Origin of the sequence: Amycolatopsis sp. NPDC006125 (assembly GCF_040614195.1) — a bacterium.
Classification (GTDB): Bacteria; Actinomycetota; Actinomycetes; order Mycobacteriales; family Pseudonocardiaceae; genus Amycolatopsis_E; species Amycolatopsis_E tucumanensis.
Genome location: NZ_JBEXTZ010000068.1, coordinates 17,629 through 33,126 on the forward strand (window position 1 = coordinate 17,629; position 15,498 = coordinate 33,126).

Below are 15,498 nucleotides of genomic sequence, written 5' to 3' on the forward strand. Positions count from 1 at the left end.
ACGTCACGCCCCGTTCCGCGCGGCGGCCTCGCGGACCGCGGCGACGATGCCGGCGTAGGCGCCGCAGCGGCAGATGTTGCCGCTGAGGTACTCGCGGATCTGGTCGTCGTCGCCGGCGTGGCCCTCGGCGATGCAGGCCAGGCCGGACATGATCTGGCCGGGCGTGCAGTAGCCGCACTGCAGGGCGTCGTGGTCGATGAAGGCCTGCTGCAGCGGGTGCAGCCCGCCGTCCGGGCCGGCGACGCCCTCGATGGTCGTCACCTCCTGCCCCGCGACCTGGACGGCCGGGGTCAGGCAGGACACCACCCGGCGGCCGTCGACGTGCACCGTGCACGCGCCGCAGTGGCCCTGGTCGCAGCCCTTCTTCGTGCCGGTGCGGACGAGCCGCTCGCGCAGCACGTCGAGGAGCGATTCACGGGGATCCACCTGGAGGCGGACGGACTGTCCGTTGAGGACGCAGGACAGCTCCACCGTCGGGTCGTTAGTGGCCATACCGGCCACGCTAGGTTCCGCGGCGGGCGTGCGCCTTCCCCTGCTTGCTGTGTGATGAGCCGGTTATTGCTGCTGCTCCCGGAACGCCGTCGGCGACACCCCGGTCTCCCGGCGGAACGCGGTCGCCAGCCGGGACGGCGAGGTGAACCCGCACAGGTGCGCGATGTCGCTGACGGGCAGGTCGGTCCGCCCGAGGTACCGCCGTGCGCGGTCGATCCGGACCGTGTTCAAGAACCGGTACGGGGTGGTACCGGTCGCGGCCTTGAAGACCCGCAGGAAGTGGAACGGGCTCAACTCCACCGCGGCCGCCATCTCGGCGAGCGTCAGCGGCAGGTGGTGGTTGTCCTGGATGAACGAGACGGCCTGCCGCACCCGGATGTCCTCGGCGCGCACCGGAGCCGGTTCCGGGGCCGAGGCGTGCCGGGTGAGCAGGTGCGCGGCGATGAACGCGGCCGCCGTCTCCGCGTACAGCTCGTCCGCCCCGGCGAGCGCGGCGTCGCCGAGCCCGGTGAGCACGGCCGCGAGCACCGGATCGTCGGCGGCGAGTGCGTCCGGCCGGCTCACCCGCGACGCGCCACGTCCGAAGAGTTCGGCGGCGGTCCGTTCGAGCAGTCCGGCCGGCAGGTAGACGTTGATGCTCGTCGTGGCCGCGCCGCGCCAGCGCAGGTGCGCCTCCTGGTGCGGCGCCGTCATCCCGATCCGGCCCGGCCCGTATTCGGCGCTGTGCCAGCGCGCGCCCGCCCTCGACTCGATGGTCTTGGTGCCCGAGGTGATCAGCACGAGGGTCTGCTCGGCGGTGGCAGGCAGCAGGACCTCCTCGGCGACCGGGTCGTTGGCGTAGGACCGGATCAGCAGGGCGCGCCAGCCGTTGTCCCGCCAGCTGCACAACCGCAGGGTGGCGACCGAATCCAGGTCGAAGGCCAGTGCACCGAACACGTCAACTCCCGGTGATCACGCCGATCGCGACTCCGAGCGTCGCGGTGTTGTAGAGGAAACTCAGCACCCCGTGCGAGAGTACCCGCGACCGCGCCGCCGTCGTACGGGTTTCGACGTCGGACACCGCGAACGTGGTGCCCACGGTGAACGCGAAGTACGCGAAGTCGGCGAACACGGGTGTCTCGGTGTCCGGGAAGGCGAACTGCCGTTCCGGCAGCGCCCGGTAGTAGGCGTGCGCGTACCGTTCGGCGTATCCGAAGTGGAGGATCGCCCAGGCGAGCAGCACGGCGGGCACGCCGAACACCCTGGCGATCAGGTCGTCGCCGGTGCCCAGCACGATGGTCAGGCCGCAGGTGATGCCGACCACGCTGGTGAACACCGTGAAGAACAGACCGCCACGCCCGCCGAGCAGGCTGCGCCGCCAGTCCGGGCCCGCGGACTTGCGCGCCACGCGCCGGATCCGGACGCCCAGGTACACGGCCGCCAGCAGGTCCCACCACATCACGAACACCGGGTCGTCGAACACGAACACGAGCACGCCGAGGGCGAGCAACGCGAACTCGATGAGGCGCGACACCGCGAACGAGGCCTTCTTCAGCACGAGAGCGGGAGGGTAATCGACGCGCTGGGTAGGAGTGCCACTCCTACCGCCCGCGGGCCCGGTGCGCTTACCCTCGATCCGTGGAGGACGACAACCGGCTCGGCCAGTTCATCAGGGCTCGCCGCAACGTGGTCACCCCGGCCGATCTCGGTCTCGCCGACTCGGGTCGCCGCCGCGGTGGCCTGCGCCGCGAGGAGGTGGCGACGCTGGCCGGGATCAGCACGGACTACCTGGCCCGGCTCGAACAGGGCCGCGAGCGCAACCCGTCCGACCACGTCCTACAGTCGCTGGCCGCGGTGCTGGGCCTGGACCAGGAGGCGGTGGAGCACCTGTACCGGCTCGCGCGGCCCCGGCCGCGGCGGCGCCGCTTCCGCCAGGTGGACCCGGATCTGCGGCGGCTGATGGACACCTGGACGCACTCCCCGGCCATGGTCGTGGGCCCGTTGCTGGACGTGCTCGCCGCGAACCCGCTCGGCCAGGCGCTGTACGCGCCGGCCGGGCCGGAGCCGAACCTCGGCCGCTTCTGCTTCCTCGACCCGGCGGCGCGCGAGTTCTACCGCGACTGGGACTCGGTGGCCGCCAAGGGTGTCGCGGCGCTGCGAGTGGCCGCCGGTGAGGACCCGGACGACCAGCGGCTGACCGACCTGGTCGGCGAGCTGACGGTGAAGAGCCCGGAGTTCGTGCGGCTGTGGTCCCGGCACGACGTGCGCGAGAAGAAGCACGAGCCGATGCGGATCCGGCACCCGCAGGTGGGCGAGCTGGACCTGAGCTACCACTCGTTCACCGTGAACAGCGCGCCCGGCCAGCAGCTCAAGGTCTTCCAGGCGCAGCCGGGCAGCGCGACCGAGGAGCGGCTCGCGCTGCTGGGCTCGCTGCGGACCACCGAGACCGCCGACGGCGACCGGGCACGCGGGCGTGGCCATGAGGTCGGTTGACGCGCTGCTGCCGCTGATCCTCGACAGCGTGCCGCAACCGGTCTGGGTGGTGGACGCCGAGGGCCTGATCATGTTCGCCAACCAGGCCGCGCTGGACGCGCTCGGCTACGACGACGTGTCGGAGCTGCGCGGCCGGCCGAGCCACGAAACCGTGCACTACAAGCGCGTGACGGGCGAGCCGTACCCGGCGGCGGAGTGCCCGATGCTGCGGCCCCGGCTGACCGGCGAGACCGCGCACGGCGACAACGACTGGTTCGTGCGGCGGGACGGGTCGATGTTCCCGATCGCGTGGTGGTCGGCGCCGCTGCGGCTGGACGACGGGCCCGGCCTGGTCTACGCCTTCACCGACCTCACCGAGCGGCACGCGACCGAGCGGATGATCCGGGAACGCGACGCGGCGCAGGTGCGGGCGGTGGAGTCCAGGGCGGCGCAGCGGCGGATCGTGGAGACCACGACCGAGGTGCGCCGCCAGATGGCGCGCGACCTGCACGACGGCGTGCAGCAACGGCTCGTGGCCCTCCTCATCGGACTCCAGCTGGCGCGGGAGGAGCTGCCGCCCGGCGTCGGCGAACTGGTCGACGAAGCGGTCGGCCAGGCGCAGGCCGCCATCGACGACCTGCGGGACCTCGTCGCCGGCATCCACCCCGCGATCCTGACCTCGCGCGGGCTGCTGCCCGCGGTCGAGGCGCTCGCGGCGCGCACCCCGTTGCCGGTGGTGATCACCGGCAACCTCCCCCGGCGGCTGCCGCCGACGATCGAGGTCAACGCCTACTTCGTGGTGTCCGAGGCGATCACCAACGCGGTCAAGCACGCCGGCGCCACCGGGATCACGGTCGACCTGCGCTGCGACGGAGCGACGCTGATCCTCGACGTCAGCGACGACGGCGCGGGCGGCGCGAACCTCGACGGCACGGGCAGCGGCCTGATCGGGCTCGCCGACCGCGTCACGGCGCTGGACGGCGACTTCGCCCTGTCCTCGCCGCCGGGGAGCGGCACCTCGCTGCGGGCCACCATCCCGCTCACCCGCGGGACATAAGCAGCGGTTATGAGCTGATAGGACTCGCCCGCTACCCGGCCGCCCCGCCACGGCGGAGGCTTGGGACATGCAGCTGACGGAGACGACCGCAGTCCACAGTGGAGCAGCACGACCACGGGTGCCGGATCGCGCGGGACAGCGCCGGATCGCCGACTTTCGCCTGCGGCTGGCCGGTGAGCTGCGCGAGCGCGTGCAGGCCCGGCTGGTCAACGTCCTTATCGCACTGGAGCTGACCAGCGAGTGCGAGCCGCCGGGTCAAGCGGAACTCATCGACGAGGCCGTGGAACAGGCGCGCACGGCGATCGCCGAACTCCGCGACCTGGTCGCGGACCTGCGCCCCGCCGTGCTGGCCGGGCGCGGTCTGCCCGCGGCGGTCGAGGCCCACACCTGATTCTTCGTCGCCGAGGCGCTGGAGATCAGCGTCACGGCACGTGCTGGACCGGCAGCGTACTGCCCGGTGCCCGGATCCCGGTTCCATGATCGTGGGGTTTTCCCCATTGCGTGTGAAGCCGTGGCGGACGAGGCTTGCGGTATGGGATTCACGGTGCTGGTGGTCGACGACGACGCGGCCTTCCGCCGCGTCGCCGGCCGTCTGCTGGCCGTGCGCGGGTTCGAGGTGGTCGACGCCGCCGCCGACGGCAGCGAGGCCATGGCCGCGATCCGCGCGCACCGCCCCGGCGGCGTGCTGCTGGACGTGAACCTGCCCGACACCGACGGCCTCACCCTCGCGCGGGAGATCCACCGGGAGCCCGAGCCGCCCGCGGTGGTCCTGACCTCCACCGACCACCACGGCTATCCGGAGCAGACCCTCACCGGCGCCGGGGTGCGGGCGTTCGTGCCCAAGGACCAGCTGGTCGGAACCGACCTGGCCGCGCTGTTCACTGCCCCAGGTACCTGAGCACGGCGAGCACGCGGCGGTGCCCGGAGGCGGCGTCGGTCAGGCCCAGTTTGCTGAAGATCCCGGTGACGTGCCGCTCGACCGCGGGCACGGTGACGACGAGTTTGGCGGCGATCCCGGAGTTCGAGTGGCCTTCGGCCATCAGCGCGAGCACCTCGCGCTCGCGCTGGGTGAGGCCGTCCAGCGGGCTGTCGACCCGTTTGCGGCCCACCAGGCGGGCGATCACGTCCGGGTCGAGGGCCGAGCCGCCGTCGGCGACCCGGCGGACCGCGTCGACGAGCAGCTCGGGGCTGGCCACCTTCTCCTTGAGCAGGTAGCCGACGCCCTCGGCGCGATCACCGACCAGGTCGATGGCGTAGGTGTCGTCGAGGAACTGCGACAACACGATCACGCCGATGCCCGGTTCGCTCGCGCGGATCTCGATCGCGGCGCGCAGGCCGGCCTCGTCGAACTGCGGCGGCATGCGGATGTCGGTGATCACCACGTCCGGCTTGTGCCGCCGGGCTTCGTGCACGAGCTCGGTGGCCGTGCCGACCGCGGCGAGGACCGTGCAGCCCGCGCGTTCGAGCATCCGCACGATGCCTTCGCGCACCAGCGCCTGGTCCTCGCCCACGACGACCGTGATGTCCGTCCTCACTTGCCGAGCATATAACGGATTCCGGTCAGCGCCGCGGTTCCCGCCCCGCCGCGCCGAGCATCCACGCGTGCTTTTCCAGCGTTTCCACGACGCTGTGCAGCAGGTCGGTGGTGACCGGGTCCTCGGCGTCGACCGAACCCCGCACCACGCGGATCGTCGACGCGACGCCGTGCAGCCGGTTCGTGATCGCCTCGATCACCTCCGCGGTGGACCGCTCGCCCCCGGGGAAGGCCGCCAGCGTCGTGGTGGCGGCCACCGTGCCGGACCGGCCGTCCGGCACGCCGTGCAGGGCGCGCAGCCGTTCGGCCACCAGATCGCTCGCTTCCCGCGCCGCCGCGGTGATGTCGTCCAGCTCCAGGTGCAGGCTGCGGAAGCCGGGGCCGACCACGTTCCAGTGCGCCTGTTTGGCCTGCAGGTGCAGTTCGACGAGGTCGGCCAGCACCAGCTGGAGGTCGCGGGCCAGCGCCGGCGAGGCGGTGAAGCCGACGGCTCCCGCGGCGGGGATCCGCCGGGTCTTCTCGGTGGTTTGGGTCATGACTACCTCCGGTTCGCGCGGGCGTCGTGCCCGTCTCCTCCTCAGCGTCACCGCGGCGGCCGGGGCGCGCCATGGCGTGCTCCCGAGAACCGGATCGGGCCGGCACCGGTGCGGTGTGGGGAAAACCCCACACCGCGTTGTGGAGGCGGCGTCATGGCTCCGGCGGCCGCGGGCGAGCAGGCTCGGAGTCATCGAGTCCGAAGTGGATCGGCCGGAGGGAAGAGCATGACGACCACGCTGACCCGGGTTTCCCGGCAACCGTTGTCGCGGCGGGAGTGGGGCCGCGCCGGCGGGATGGCCGCCGTGATCGCCGCGCTGCACGTGCTGGGCTGGGGCACCCTGCTCCTGGTCGCGCACGGTCACGCCGGGGCGCCCGCACTCGGGCTCGGGGTCGGCGTCACGGCCTACACGCTGGGCATGCGGCACGCCTTCGACGCCGACCACATCTCGGCGATCGACAACACGACCCGCAAGCTGATGCAGGAGGGCCGCCGCCCGCTGTCGGTCGGGTTCTTCTTCGCGCTGGGCCATTCCACGGTCGTGTTCGGGCTCGCGCTGCTGCTGTCGCTGGGCGTGCGGACGATCGCCGGGCCGCTGCGGGACGACGGCTCCGCGCTGCACCGCTACACGTCGCTGATCGGGACGTCGGTGTCGGGCTCGTTCCTGGTCCTGATCGCCGCGGTGAACGCGGTGATCCTGGCCGGCATCCTGAAGGTGCTGCGCGGACTGCGGTCCGGCGAGTTCGACGAGGCGGCGCTGGAGCACGAGCTGGCGCACCGCGGGCTGCTGAACCGGCTGCTGGGGCGGTTCACCCGGGCCATCGGGAAGCCGTGGCACATGTACCCGCTGGGGGTGCTGTTCGGGCTCGGGTTCGACACCGCGACCGAGGTCGCGCTGCTCGTCCTCGCGGGCAGCGCCACCGTCGCCGGGCTGCCCTGGTACGCCATCCTGTGCCTGCCGGTCCTGTTCGCCGCCGGCATGACCCTGTTCGACACGATCGACGGGTCGTTCATGAACCTCGCCTACGGCTGGGCGTTCGCCAGCCCGGTGCGCCGGATCTACTACAACCTCACGGTCACCGGGCTGTCCGTCGCGGTGGCCGTGCTGATCGGCGCCGCCGAACTGCTGTCCGTGCTGTCCGGGCAGTTCGGCTGGTCGGGCGGGTTCTGGTCGTGGAACGCCGGCCTCGACCTCAACACACTCGGGTTCGCCGTCGCGGGCCTGTTCGCCGTCACCTGGCTGGTGGCGGCCCTGATCTGGCGGTACGGCCGCATCGAGCAGCGCTGGTCGCCGCGCGCCTGACCACCACCGTCAACCCGCAAGTCCACAAAGGAGAGAAACCATGTCGCACCACCTCGATTCGCCGATCGCCCGTCAGGACGTCCGCCTCGACATCACCGACCTGTACGTGTTCCGGGGCGAAACCGGCACCGTGTTCGTCATCAACGTGTGCCACTCGATCGCCGGCGACATCCCCGTGCCCGGTTACCACCCGGAGGGGATGTACGAGTTCAAGGTCGACACGAACGGTGACGTCGTGGAGGACCTGACGTACCGGTTCGTGTTCGGCGAGCGGGACGAGCAGGGCAGCCAGACCTGGGTGCTGCGGCGGATCACCGGCGCCGCGGCCACCGACCCGTTCGCGCCGGGCGAGGTCGTGGCGGAAGGGGTGACCGGCGAGACGGTCACCGGCGCGGGCGGGCTGCGCGTGTGGACCGGCAAGGCGGGCGACCCGTTCTGGATCGAGCCGGACGTGCTGCACGCGGTGGGCCACGCGTTCCAGGACGGCACGACGGTCGACCTCGGCGACTGGACCGAGGCGCGGGCGACCAACCTGTTCGCCGGGCACACGGTGTACTCGATCGTGCTGGAGGTGCCGGACGCCGAGCTGGGCGCGGGCCGCGTCGGGGTGTGGGCGGTGTCCACTCTGGCCACCGACGCCGGCGGCTGGCGCTCGATCAACCGCGTCGGGCTGCCGATGATCCACCCGCTGTTCACGCAGTACAACGAGGACCTGGGCGACCGGCTCAACGCCGGCGTGCCAGCGGACGACTACGCCACCTACGGCGACCTGGTCGGCAAGGAGATCGCCGGGGTCGTCGCGGCGTACGGCACGGCCGAGGACCCGCAGGCCTACGGGGAGAAGCTGGCGCACCGGTTCTTCCCGAACGTCCTGCCCTACACGGTGGGCACGCCGGCGTCGTTCGGCTTCGCGGAGTGGAACGGCCGCGCGCTGACCGACAACGCGCCGGACGTCATGTTCTCCACGGCCGCCAACACCCCGATCCGCCTCGGCATCGGCCGCGAATCGGTCACCAGCAAGCCCACCGCCGGGTTCCCGTACGTGCCCCCGGTGGCCTGAAAACCCTGACACAGGAAGGAAAACACCATGTCGAAGATCACCGTCGGCCGTGAGAACTCCGAGGACATCGAGATCCACTACGAGGACCACGGCACCGGCACGCCCGTGGTGCTGATCCACGGCTACCCGCTCAACGGGCACTCGTGGGAGAAGCAGGAGCGGGTGCTGCTGGCCGCCGGGTACCGGGTCATCACCTACGACCGCCGTGGTTTCGGCCAGTCCAGCCAGCCCACCGTCGGCTACGACTACGACACCTTCGCCGCCGACCTGAAGGCGCTGCTGGACCACCTGGAGCTCGACGACGTGGTGCTGGTCGGCTTCTCGATGGGCACCGGCGAGGTCACCCGTTACCTCGGGACCTACGGCTCGGACCGGGTGCGCAAGGCCGTGCTCATGGGCGCGATCCCGCCGTACCTGCTCAAGACCGACGACAACCCCGAGGGTGTCGACAAGTCGGTGTTCGAGGACATCAAGGCGGCGGTCGTCAAGGACCGGCCCGCCTACTTCAAGGACTTCCTCGACAACTTCTACAACGTCGACACCTACGCCGGCACCCGCATCAGCGAGCAGGCGTGGCAGAACAGCTTCAACGTGGCGGTCGCCGCCTCGGCGCACGCCGCCTACGCCTGCGTCGACACCTGGCTGACCGACTTCCGCGACGACCTGCCCAAGATCGACGTCCCGGTGCTGCTCATCCACGGCGACGCCGACCGGATCCTGCCGTACGAGGCCACCGCGGCGCGGCTGCCGGGTCTCGTCAAGGACCTCGAGTTCGTCACCGTGCCTGGCGGGCCGCACAACATCGCCTGGACCCACCCGGACGAGGTCAACACCGCGCTGCTGGAGTTCCTCGGCCGCTGAGGTTCCGGGTGGCGGGTGCGCGGCGCCCCTCGGCTGCCACGGCTCGGGTAGAACTGAGCCGTGGCAGCTGAGGGGTTCGAAACGGTCGTCGGCGCGCTGGACTACCCGATGTTCGTCGTGACGACCACCGACGGGCGGCGGCGCGCGGGGTGCCTGGCCGGGTTCGCCGCGCAGTGCAGCATCGATCCGCCGCGGTTCATGGTGTGGCTGTCGAAGAAGAACCACACCTTCGAGGTCGCCGCCGGGGCGTCGACGGTGGTCGTGCACCGGCTCGACACGTCGGCGTCCGGGCTGGCCGAGCTGTTCGGCAGCCACACCGGCTTCGACACCGACAAGTTCACGCGCTGCGCCTGGCACCCGGGCCCGGGCGGCGTCCCCGTGCTCGACGACTGCGCCGGCTGGTTCGCGGGCGAGATCCTGTCCCGGCACGACACCGGCGACCACGTCGGGCTGCTGCTGCGCCCGGTCGAGGGCACCACCGCGACCGGGCTCGGCCCGCAGCTCGGGTTCCAGTCGGTGCGCGACCTCTCCCCCGGCAACGAGGCGTAGCGGGCTGTCGAAAACCGGCGCCGCCGTCCGACGTGGTGGTGAGACACCCGAGCGGAAGGACGGTCCGATGGCACTGACCCGGCTGTACATGGCGATGTCGCTGGACGGCTACATCGCGGGCCCCGACGATCGCCCCGGACAAGAACTGGGCCGCGGCGGCGGGCGGTTGTTCAACTGGCTGGACCGGCGTGAGTCGCCCGGCCCGGACGGCCAGGTGTTCGCCGAAGCGATGGCCACCAGGGCGGTGATCACCGGGCGGCGCACGTTCGAGCTGGCGGGCCGCTGGCAGGGCGACCACCACGACGGCGTGCCGATCCACGTGCTGACCCACCACCCCGACGATGAGCCGCCCGGGAGCGCCCGCTACTACACCGAGGTGGCGGCCTGCGTGGCCGACGCCCGCGCCGCGGCGGGCGAGGAGGCGATCCTGGTGCACGGCGCGGGCGCGGCCCAGGCGCTGCTGGCCGCCGGTGAGCTCGACGAACTGGAGATCCACCTGGTCCCGGTCCTGCTCGGCGCGGGCCGCCGCCTGTTCGATGGCCACGCCGCCGAACTACGGCTGACCCGCCGGCTCGACGGCCACGACGCGACCCACCTGCGGTACCGGGTTGTCGAATCCGAGCACGCTCGTCCGACGCAGGAGTGACAACATCCACGGAAGGGGCAGTTCCATGGCACTCGTCATCTCCGACATGTCGGTTTCGCTCGACGGTTACGTCACCGGGCCGAACGACAGCCGCGACAACCCGTTCGGCGACGGCGCCGGCACGCTGCACGACTGGCTGTTCGACGCGGCCACCGACGACGACAGGGCGTTGCTGCGACAGGCGATCGACGTCACCGGCGCGGTGGTGATGGGCCGAAAGTCGTTCGACAAGTGCGTCGACATCTGGGGCGAGGGCGGCCCGCTGCCCGGCGTCCCGTGCTTCGTCGTCACCCACCGCGAGCCGCCCGAGCGGTACCCGTCGGGGTACACGTTCAGCGACGGGGTGGCTGCCGCGATCGGTTCGGCGCAGGAGGCCGCCGGGGATAAGTTCGTCGGACTGCACGGCGCGACCGTGCTCCAGCAGGCGCTCCCGCTCGGGCTGGTGGACGAGATCCACGTGCACGTGGTCCCGCTCCTGATCGGCGGCGGCACGCGGCTCTTCGACACCCTGCCGTCGGCGGTCGAGCTGGAACGCACCGACGTGCTCGTCACACCGGCCGCGACACACCTGCGGTTCCGGGTGACCCGGTAGCACCCGTCGTCGGCACCCCGGGCCGGGGTGTCGGCGATCGGGCCGGTGTCGTGTTAATCTTGCGCCGTGCAGCGCCTGACGTCCCAGCGACTCGTAGCCCGGCGCGCCGGCTGAACCCAGGTCGCCGGCGCGCAGTGTCGGCGATCGCTTTTTCGGGACCTGGCCCGGATCCGTCCGGTTTCTCGATCTTCCTGGAGATCCGCCATGTCCGTCAGCACGTTCCACACCCCGGCCCCGCGTTCGGCGATGCTCGTCCGGCGCCGCATCGCCACCTACTTCACCGGCGGCGCCACGCAGGTCCCCACTCTGATCGGCGCCCTGTCCCAGCAGGGCCGCCCGGTGCACGAACTGTCGGTCGACATCCGCGAGGGCGTCCGGGAGAGCAGCATGGTCTGCGCGGTCCTGCTGCCAGGCGAGGAGATCGACCACCTGCTGGCCCGCCTGCGCGACCTGCCCGCGGTGGTTTCCGCCGAGCTGGCGTGACGTCGCCGGGCACCGCTCGGAGACGGCCCCCACCGCGGTTCCCGCCGAACCGGAGTGACACACCCCCTCGCACCCTGCCGCCGCGGCTGGCCCAGGCCCGGGAGGGCACGTGACTCGACGACGCTCCTACACGGCCGCCGCGGCAGGCGCGGTGGTCCTGGTCGTCTGCGTCGTGGTCGGGTTCCGCATCCACCCGAGCGCCCCGTGGTTCCTGCCCGTCGCCGGCAGCGCGGTGTTCGGCTTCGTGCTGGGCGTGCTTCTGCGCATCCGCCGCGAGCGCGGCCGCCCGGGCCGCTAGCCGGGCCCCGCCGCCTGGTGGAGCAGCGGCTTGATCCGGTAGTCGACCAGCTGGCGCATCACCAAGGCCGTGTTGGTGCGCTCCACGCCGGGGATGGCGAGGATCAGCCCGGCGATCCGGTACAGGTCGTCGGCGTCGCGCGCCACCACGTGCACCATCAGGTCGACCGGCCCGGAGATTCCCTGCACCTCCAGCACCTCGGGCACCCCGGCGAGCGCGGCGGCCACCTCGTCCAGCAGCCGTTGCGTCACCTGCGCCGTGATGAACGCGGTCAGCGGGTACCCGAGCGCGGCCGGTGAGATCCGCCGTTCGAACGAGTCCAGCGAGCCGGCCTCCAGGCGCGCTATCCGGGTTTGAGCGGTGTTGCGGGAGATCCCGGCCCGGTCGGCGATCGCGAGCGTGGTCGCGCGCGGGTGCTCGGCCAGTTCCAGCAGGATCCGGGCGTCCACCGCGTCGACGAAGCCGTCCTGGGGCATTGTGCTCGCCTCTCCCTCGCACACCAGCTCCGGCGCTGGGCAGATTGCTCAATTTCCAGCCGGGGTGTTGAGCAACAGTTCAGCAGGTTGGTTCACTGTGAGCAACCTGCACCCGGATCGAGGACGGCCCGATGAGCACCCCCACCACGACCACACCCGCCACCGACGTGCTGCGCGCGGTCGAGGACCGGGTGCTGTGGCTGTCCAGCGCGATCATCCACCACGCCAACCGCGTGCGCCCGAACCCGTCGGGGCTCAAGGTCGGCGGCCACCAGGCGTCGTCGGCGTCGATGGTCTCCATCATGACCGCACTGTGGTTCAACCACCTCCGCCCGGCGGACCGCGTCTCGGTCAAGCCGCACGCCTCGCCGGTGCTGCACGCGATCAACCACCTGCTCGGCGAGCTGGACGCGTCCTACCTGCCGCGGCTGCGCGAGTTCGGCGGGCTGCAGAGCTACCCCAGCCGCACCAAGGACCCCGACCCGGCCGACTACTCGACCGGCTCGGTCGGCATCGGCGCCACCGCCCCGATCTGGGGCGCCGTCTCCCGGCGCTACGTCGACACCAAGTTCGGCGGCGCGGGCACCGGCCGCCAGTACTCGCTCGTCGGCGACGCCGAACTCGACGAAGGCGCGGTGTGGGAGGCCGTCCTCGACCCGGGCGTGGCCGAGCTCGGCGAGATCGTCTGGATCGTCGACCTCAACCGCCAGTCCCTCGACCGCGTCGTGCCGAACATCGCCGCCGACAAGCTGCAGGGCATGTTCGCCGCCGCGGGCTGGCAGGTCATCGTCCTCAAGTACGGCCGCCTGCTGGAAGAACTGTTCACCCGCCCCGGCGGCGCGGAACTGCGGCAGCGCATCGACGCTATGCCCAACCCGGAGTACCAGCGCCTGCTGCGCTGCGACGCCGCCGAACTGCGCCGCCGGCTGCCCGGTGACAGCCCCGCCATCGCGGCCCTGCTCGACGACCTCGACGACACCACCCTCACCGACGCGATCGCCAACCTCGGCGGCCACGACCTCACCGCACTCGACCAGGCCTTCGCCGCGATCGACGACACCCGCCCGACGGTCGTCTTCGCCTACACGATCAAGGGTCACGGCCTGGCCACCAAGGGCCACCCGCAGAACCACTCCGCCCTGCTCACCGACGCCCAGATGCGGGAACTGGCCGAGCGGCTGGGCACCGACCTCGACGACCCCTGGCGCCCCTTCGCCGACGGCAGCCCCGAACAGGAGCTCTGCCGGGCCACCGCGAAACGCTTGCGCCGCCCGGAAATCCCGGCCGCGGCTCCGCCGCCGGTGCCGTCGGACTTCGGCCGCACCCCCACCGGCACCGCGACCACCCAGGCCGCGCTGGGCCGCGCCCTGCTCGACCTCACCCGCGAAGCCCCGGACACCGCGCGCCGCGTCGTCACGGTCAGCCCCGACGTCAGCTCCACCACCAATCTCGGCGGCTGGGTCAACAAGGTCGGCGTCTGGTCCGTCCAGGAACGACCGGACTGGTTCGCCGACGACAGCGAAACCATCCTGCACTGGCGGGAACGGCCGACCGGCCAGCACATCGAACTGGGCATCGCCGAGACCAACCTCGTCGGCCTGCTCGGCGAACTCGGCGCCACCTGGAGCCGCTGGGGCCAGCCGCTGCTGCCCATCGGCGTGCTCTACGACCCGTTCGTCGAGCGCGCGCTCGAACCGTGGTCCTACGGCATCTACGCCGGCGGCCAGTCCATCCTCATCGGCACCCCGTCCGGCGTGACCCTCGCCCCCGAGGGCGGCGCGCACCAGTCCATCAAGACCCCGTCGATCGGACTGGAACAGCCCGGCTGCCTCTCCTACGAACCCGCGTTCGCGATCGACGCCGAGTGGACGCTGCTCGCGGCGATGGCCCAGCTCGGCAAGCCGGGCGGCAGCTCGGCCTACCTGCGGCTGTCCACCCGCCCGGTCGACCAGACCCTCGCCGACGTGCCGTCGGACCCGGCCGCACGCGAACGCCGACGCCGCCAGGTCGTCGCCGGCGCGTATCCGCTGCGCCGCGCGGAGGGCGCGGCCGTCACCATCGCCGTGATGGGCGCGCTCGTGCCCGAAGCGCTCGACGCCGCGGCCCGGCTCGACCAGATCGGCGTCCCGGCCGACGTCGTGTGCGTGACCAGCCCCGACCTGCTCCACCGCGCGGTCCGGGCCCGGCAGGGCCACGAACGGGCCGACACCTGGATCCTGGACGCCGCCTTCCCCGCCGACCGCGCCGCTCCCCTGGTGACCGTCCTGGATGGACATCCGCACACGCTGGCGTTCCTCGCCACGATCAACCGCGTCCGGACGACGGCGCTCGGCGTGACGGGCTTCGGCCAGTCCGGCTCGCTCGAAGACGTCTACCGGCACCACGGCCTGGACAGCGACAGCATCGTCCGCGCCGCGCTCGACGTCACCGGCTGACTACCGCAGGCCGGTGAGGTGCGCCCGCGCGGCAGGGCGCCCGGCGAACAGCAGCATGATCGCCCACGCCGGGCCGCTCACCTCGGGGCCGTCGCCCGCCGACCAGCCGGTGTCGGTGGCCCGGTAGTGGCGCCCGCCGAAGTGCCGGCGCGCGTGGAACATGCGCGGCTTGTCCCACAGCCGCTGCGCGACGTGCGCGGCGGCGTCCGGCGGCACGGCGAGTGACCGGCCCAGCGGCAATGCGATGTCCAGGCCGTGGACGAGGATGTCGATCAGCACCTCCTCCAGGCCGATGCCGGGCGGGATGCGGCGGAACCCGGCCAGGTCCCGGATCTCCGCCACCAGCTCCGGCGCGGGCTTGCGGTAGGCGCAGGCGGCGTCGTGGATCGCGCGGTCGATGTTGCCGCGCGCCCGGATCGCCCCGGCGAGCGCGTCCCGCAACCGGATCCGGTACTGGCTGGCCAGGTGCGCCGCAACGTCCCGCACCGTCCACCCCTCGCACAGCGACGGGTGGGCCCATTCGTCGTCGGTCAGGTCGTCCAGCAGGTCCGCGATCGCCACGCGCTGGGTGTCGACGGCCCGCCACAGGTCGGCGTCGTCCATGCTCCTAGGTCGCGGCGAGCGGGCCCACCGTTAGAGCGGGACCTGCCGCCGTCCACGGCGAGCGTCGCGAGGAAGACCACCGAGCGGATGGGGCGTCCCGGGACTGAGGACGCGGGGCGCCCC

General features: G+C 72.1%; 20 protein-coding genes. 13 read left to right on the forward strand and 7 right to left on the reverse strand.

The genetic code is table 11. The features are described from left to right. Nucleotides 1-3 precede the first annotated feature (3 nt). The 3 genes from ABZ193_RS29085 to ABZ193_RS29095 form a co-directional block, all read right to left on the reverse strand. Nucleotides 4-492, reverse strand: coding sequence for a (2Fe-2S)-binding protein (locus tag ABZ193_RS29085; RefSeq protein ID WP_020420896.1), 489 nt, complete (start codon nt 490-492; stop codon nt 4-6). 63 nt (nt 493-555) lie between these two features. Next, entirely contained in the window at nt 556-1,428 is an 873-nt protein-coding gene (locus ABZ193_RS29090; RefSeq protein WP_354712225.1) for an AraC family transcriptional regulator, read from the reverse strand. Nucleotide 1,429: 1 nt separating this feature from the next. Then, nucleotides 1,430-2,029 carry a DUF1345 domain-containing protein gene (locus ABZ193_RS29095; protein ID WP_020420894.1) on the reverse strand — a complete coding sequence of 200 codons (600 nt, stop codon included), beginning with the start codon at nt 2,027-2,029 and terminating at the stop codon, nt 1,430-1,432. Between the two features lie 80 nt (nt 2,030-2,109). Between ABZ193_RS29095 and ABZ193_RS29100 the strand changes: the two genes are divergently transcribed. The 4 genes from ABZ193_RS29100 (at nt 2,110) to ABZ193_RS29115 (ending at nt 4,898) form a co-directional block, all read left to right on the forward strand. Then, nucleotides 2,110-2,964, forward strand: coding sequence for a helix-turn-helix transcriptional regulator (locus tag ABZ193_RS29100; protein ID WP_020420893.1), 855 nt, complete (start codon nt 2,110-2,112; stop codon nt 2,962-2,964). Next, nucleotides 2,951-4,000 (forward strand): PAS domain-containing sensor histidine kinase, encoded by a 1,050-nt coding sequence (locus ABZ193_RS29105; protein WP_354712226.1) that lies wholly within the window; start codon nt 2,951-2,953, stop codon nt 3,998-4,000. The genes ABZ193_RS29100 and ABZ193_RS29105 overlap by 14 nt, the downstream gene beginning before the upstream one ends. A gap of 67 nt (nt 4,001-4,067) precedes the next feature. After that, nucleotides 4,068-4,391, forward strand: coding sequence for a histidine kinase (locus ABZ193_RS29110; protein ID WP_354712227.1), 324 nt, complete (start codon nt 4,068-4,070; stop codon nt 4,389-4,391). Between the two features lie 141 nt (nt 4,392-4,532). Next, nucleotides 4,533-4,898: a response regulator transcription factor gene (locus tag ABZ193_RS29115; RefSeq protein ID WP_237335409.1), complete on the forward strand. Its 366-nt coding sequence runs from the start codon at nt 4,533-4,535 to the stop codon at nt 4,896-4,898. Here ABZ193_RS29115 and ABZ193_RS29120 read toward each other — a convergent pair. Together ABZ193_RS29120 and ABZ193_RS29125 are read right to left on the reverse strand one after the other, a co-directional pair. Further along, a complete protein-coding gene (locus ABZ193_RS29120; RefSeq protein WP_020420889.1) occupies nt 4,879-5,535 on the reverse strand; it encodes a response regulator transcription factor in 657 nt (218 codons plus the stop codon). The two genes, ABZ193_RS29115 and ABZ193_RS29120, sit on opposite strands and share 20 nt — an antisense overlap. 25 nt (nt 5,536-5,560) lie before the next feature. Further along, a complete protein-coding gene (locus ABZ193_RS29125; protein ID WP_020420888.1) occupies nt 5,561-6,070 on the reverse strand; it encodes a DNA starvation/stationary phase protection protein in 510 nt (169 codons plus the stop codon). Nucleotides 6,071-6,295: 225 nt separating this feature from the next. Here ABZ193_RS29125 and ABZ193_RS29130 point away from each other — a divergent pair, with 225 nt between their 5' ends. The 8 genes from ABZ193_RS29130 to ABZ193_RS29165 all read left to right on the forward strand — a co-directional run bounded on the left by ABZ193_RS29130 (nt 6,296) and on the right by ABZ193_RS29165 (nt 11,861). Then, nucleotides 6,296-7,372, forward strand: a complete 1,077-nt coding sequence (locus ABZ193_RS29130; RefSeq protein ID WP_237335408.1) for a HoxN/HupN/NixA family nickel/cobalt transporter — start codon at nt 6,296-6,298, stop codon at nt 7,370-7,372. 40 nt (nt 7,373-7,412) lie between these two features. Then, nucleotides 7,413-8,432, forward strand: coding sequence for a DUF4331 family protein (locus ABZ193_RS29135; RefSeq protein WP_354712228.1), 1,020 nt, complete (start codon nt 7,413-7,415; stop codon nt 8,430-8,432). 27 nt (nt 8,433-8,459) lie between these two features. After that, nucleotides 8,460-9,293 carry an alpha/beta hydrolase gene (locus ABZ193_RS29140; RefSeq protein ID WP_020420885.1) on the forward strand — a complete coding sequence of 278 codons (834 nt, stop codon included), beginning with the start codon at nt 8,460-8,462 and terminating at the stop codon, nt 9,291-9,293. 60 nt (nt 9,294-9,353) lie between these two features. Then, nucleotides 9,354-9,842: a flavin reductase family protein gene (locus ABZ193_RS29145; protein WP_354712229.1), complete on the forward strand. Its 489-nt coding sequence runs from the start codon at nt 9,354-9,356 to the stop codon at nt 9,840-9,842. A 67-nt stretch (nt 9,843-9,909) separates the two neighbouring features. Further along, the gene (locus ABZ193_RS29150) at nt 9,910-10,488 is read left to right on the forward strand and encodes a dihydrofolate reductase family protein (RefSeq protein WP_237335404.1); all 579 of its coding nucleotides are present in this window, start codon (nt 9,910-9,912) and stop codon (nt 10,486-10,488) included. Between the two features lie 25 nt (nt 10,489-10,513). Beyond that, complete coding sequence (locus tag ABZ193_RS29155; protein ID WP_237335403.1) at nt 10,514-11,080, forward strand: dihydrofolate reductase family protein; 567 nt, start codon at nt 10,514-10,516, stop codon at nt 11,078-11,080. Between the two features lie 204 nt (nt 11,081-11,284). After that, the gene (locus ABZ193_RS29160; protein WP_354712230.1) at nt 11,285-11,563 is read left to right on the forward strand and encodes a hypothetical protein; all 279 of its coding nucleotides are present in this window, start codon (nt 11,285-11,287) and stop codon (nt 11,561-11,563) included. 109 nt (nt 11,564-11,672) lie between these two features. Then, nucleotides 11,673-11,861: a hypothetical protein gene (locus ABZ193_RS29165; protein WP_354712231.1), complete on the forward strand. Its 189-nt coding sequence runs from the start codon at nt 11,673-11,675 to the stop codon at nt 11,859-11,861. Here ABZ193_RS29165 and ABZ193_RS29170 read toward each other — a convergent pair. Next, the gene (locus tag ABZ193_RS29170) at nt 11,858-12,337 is read right to left on the reverse strand and encodes an Lrp/AsnC family transcriptional regulator (RefSeq protein WP_027931136.1); all 480 of its coding nucleotides are present in this window, start codon (nt 12,335-12,337) and stop codon (nt 11,858-11,860) included. The two genes, ABZ193_RS29165 and ABZ193_RS29170, sit on opposite strands and share 4 nt — an antisense overlap. 131 nt (nt 12,338-12,468) lie before the next feature. Here ABZ193_RS29170 and ABZ193_RS29175 point away from each other — a divergent pair, with 131 nt between their 5' ends. Then, the gene (locus tag ABZ193_RS29175) at nt 12,469-14,772 is read left to right on the forward strand and encodes a pyruvate dehydrogenase (protein ID WP_354712232.1); all 2,304 of its coding nucleotides are present in this window, start codon (nt 12,469-12,471) and stop codon (nt 14,770-14,772) included. Here ABZ193_RS29175 and ABZ193_RS29180 read toward each other — a convergent pair whose 3' ends face one another. Beyond that, nucleotides 14,773-15,375 carry a maleylpyruvate isomerase family mycothiol-dependent enzyme gene (locus tag ABZ193_RS29180; RefSeq protein ID WP_020420877.1) on the reverse strand — a complete coding sequence of 201 codons (603 nt, stop codon included), beginning with the start codon at nt 15,373-15,375 and terminating at the stop codon, nt 14,773-14,775. It abuts the gene before it with no gap. Nucleotides 15,376-15,498 lie beyond the last annotated feature (123 nt).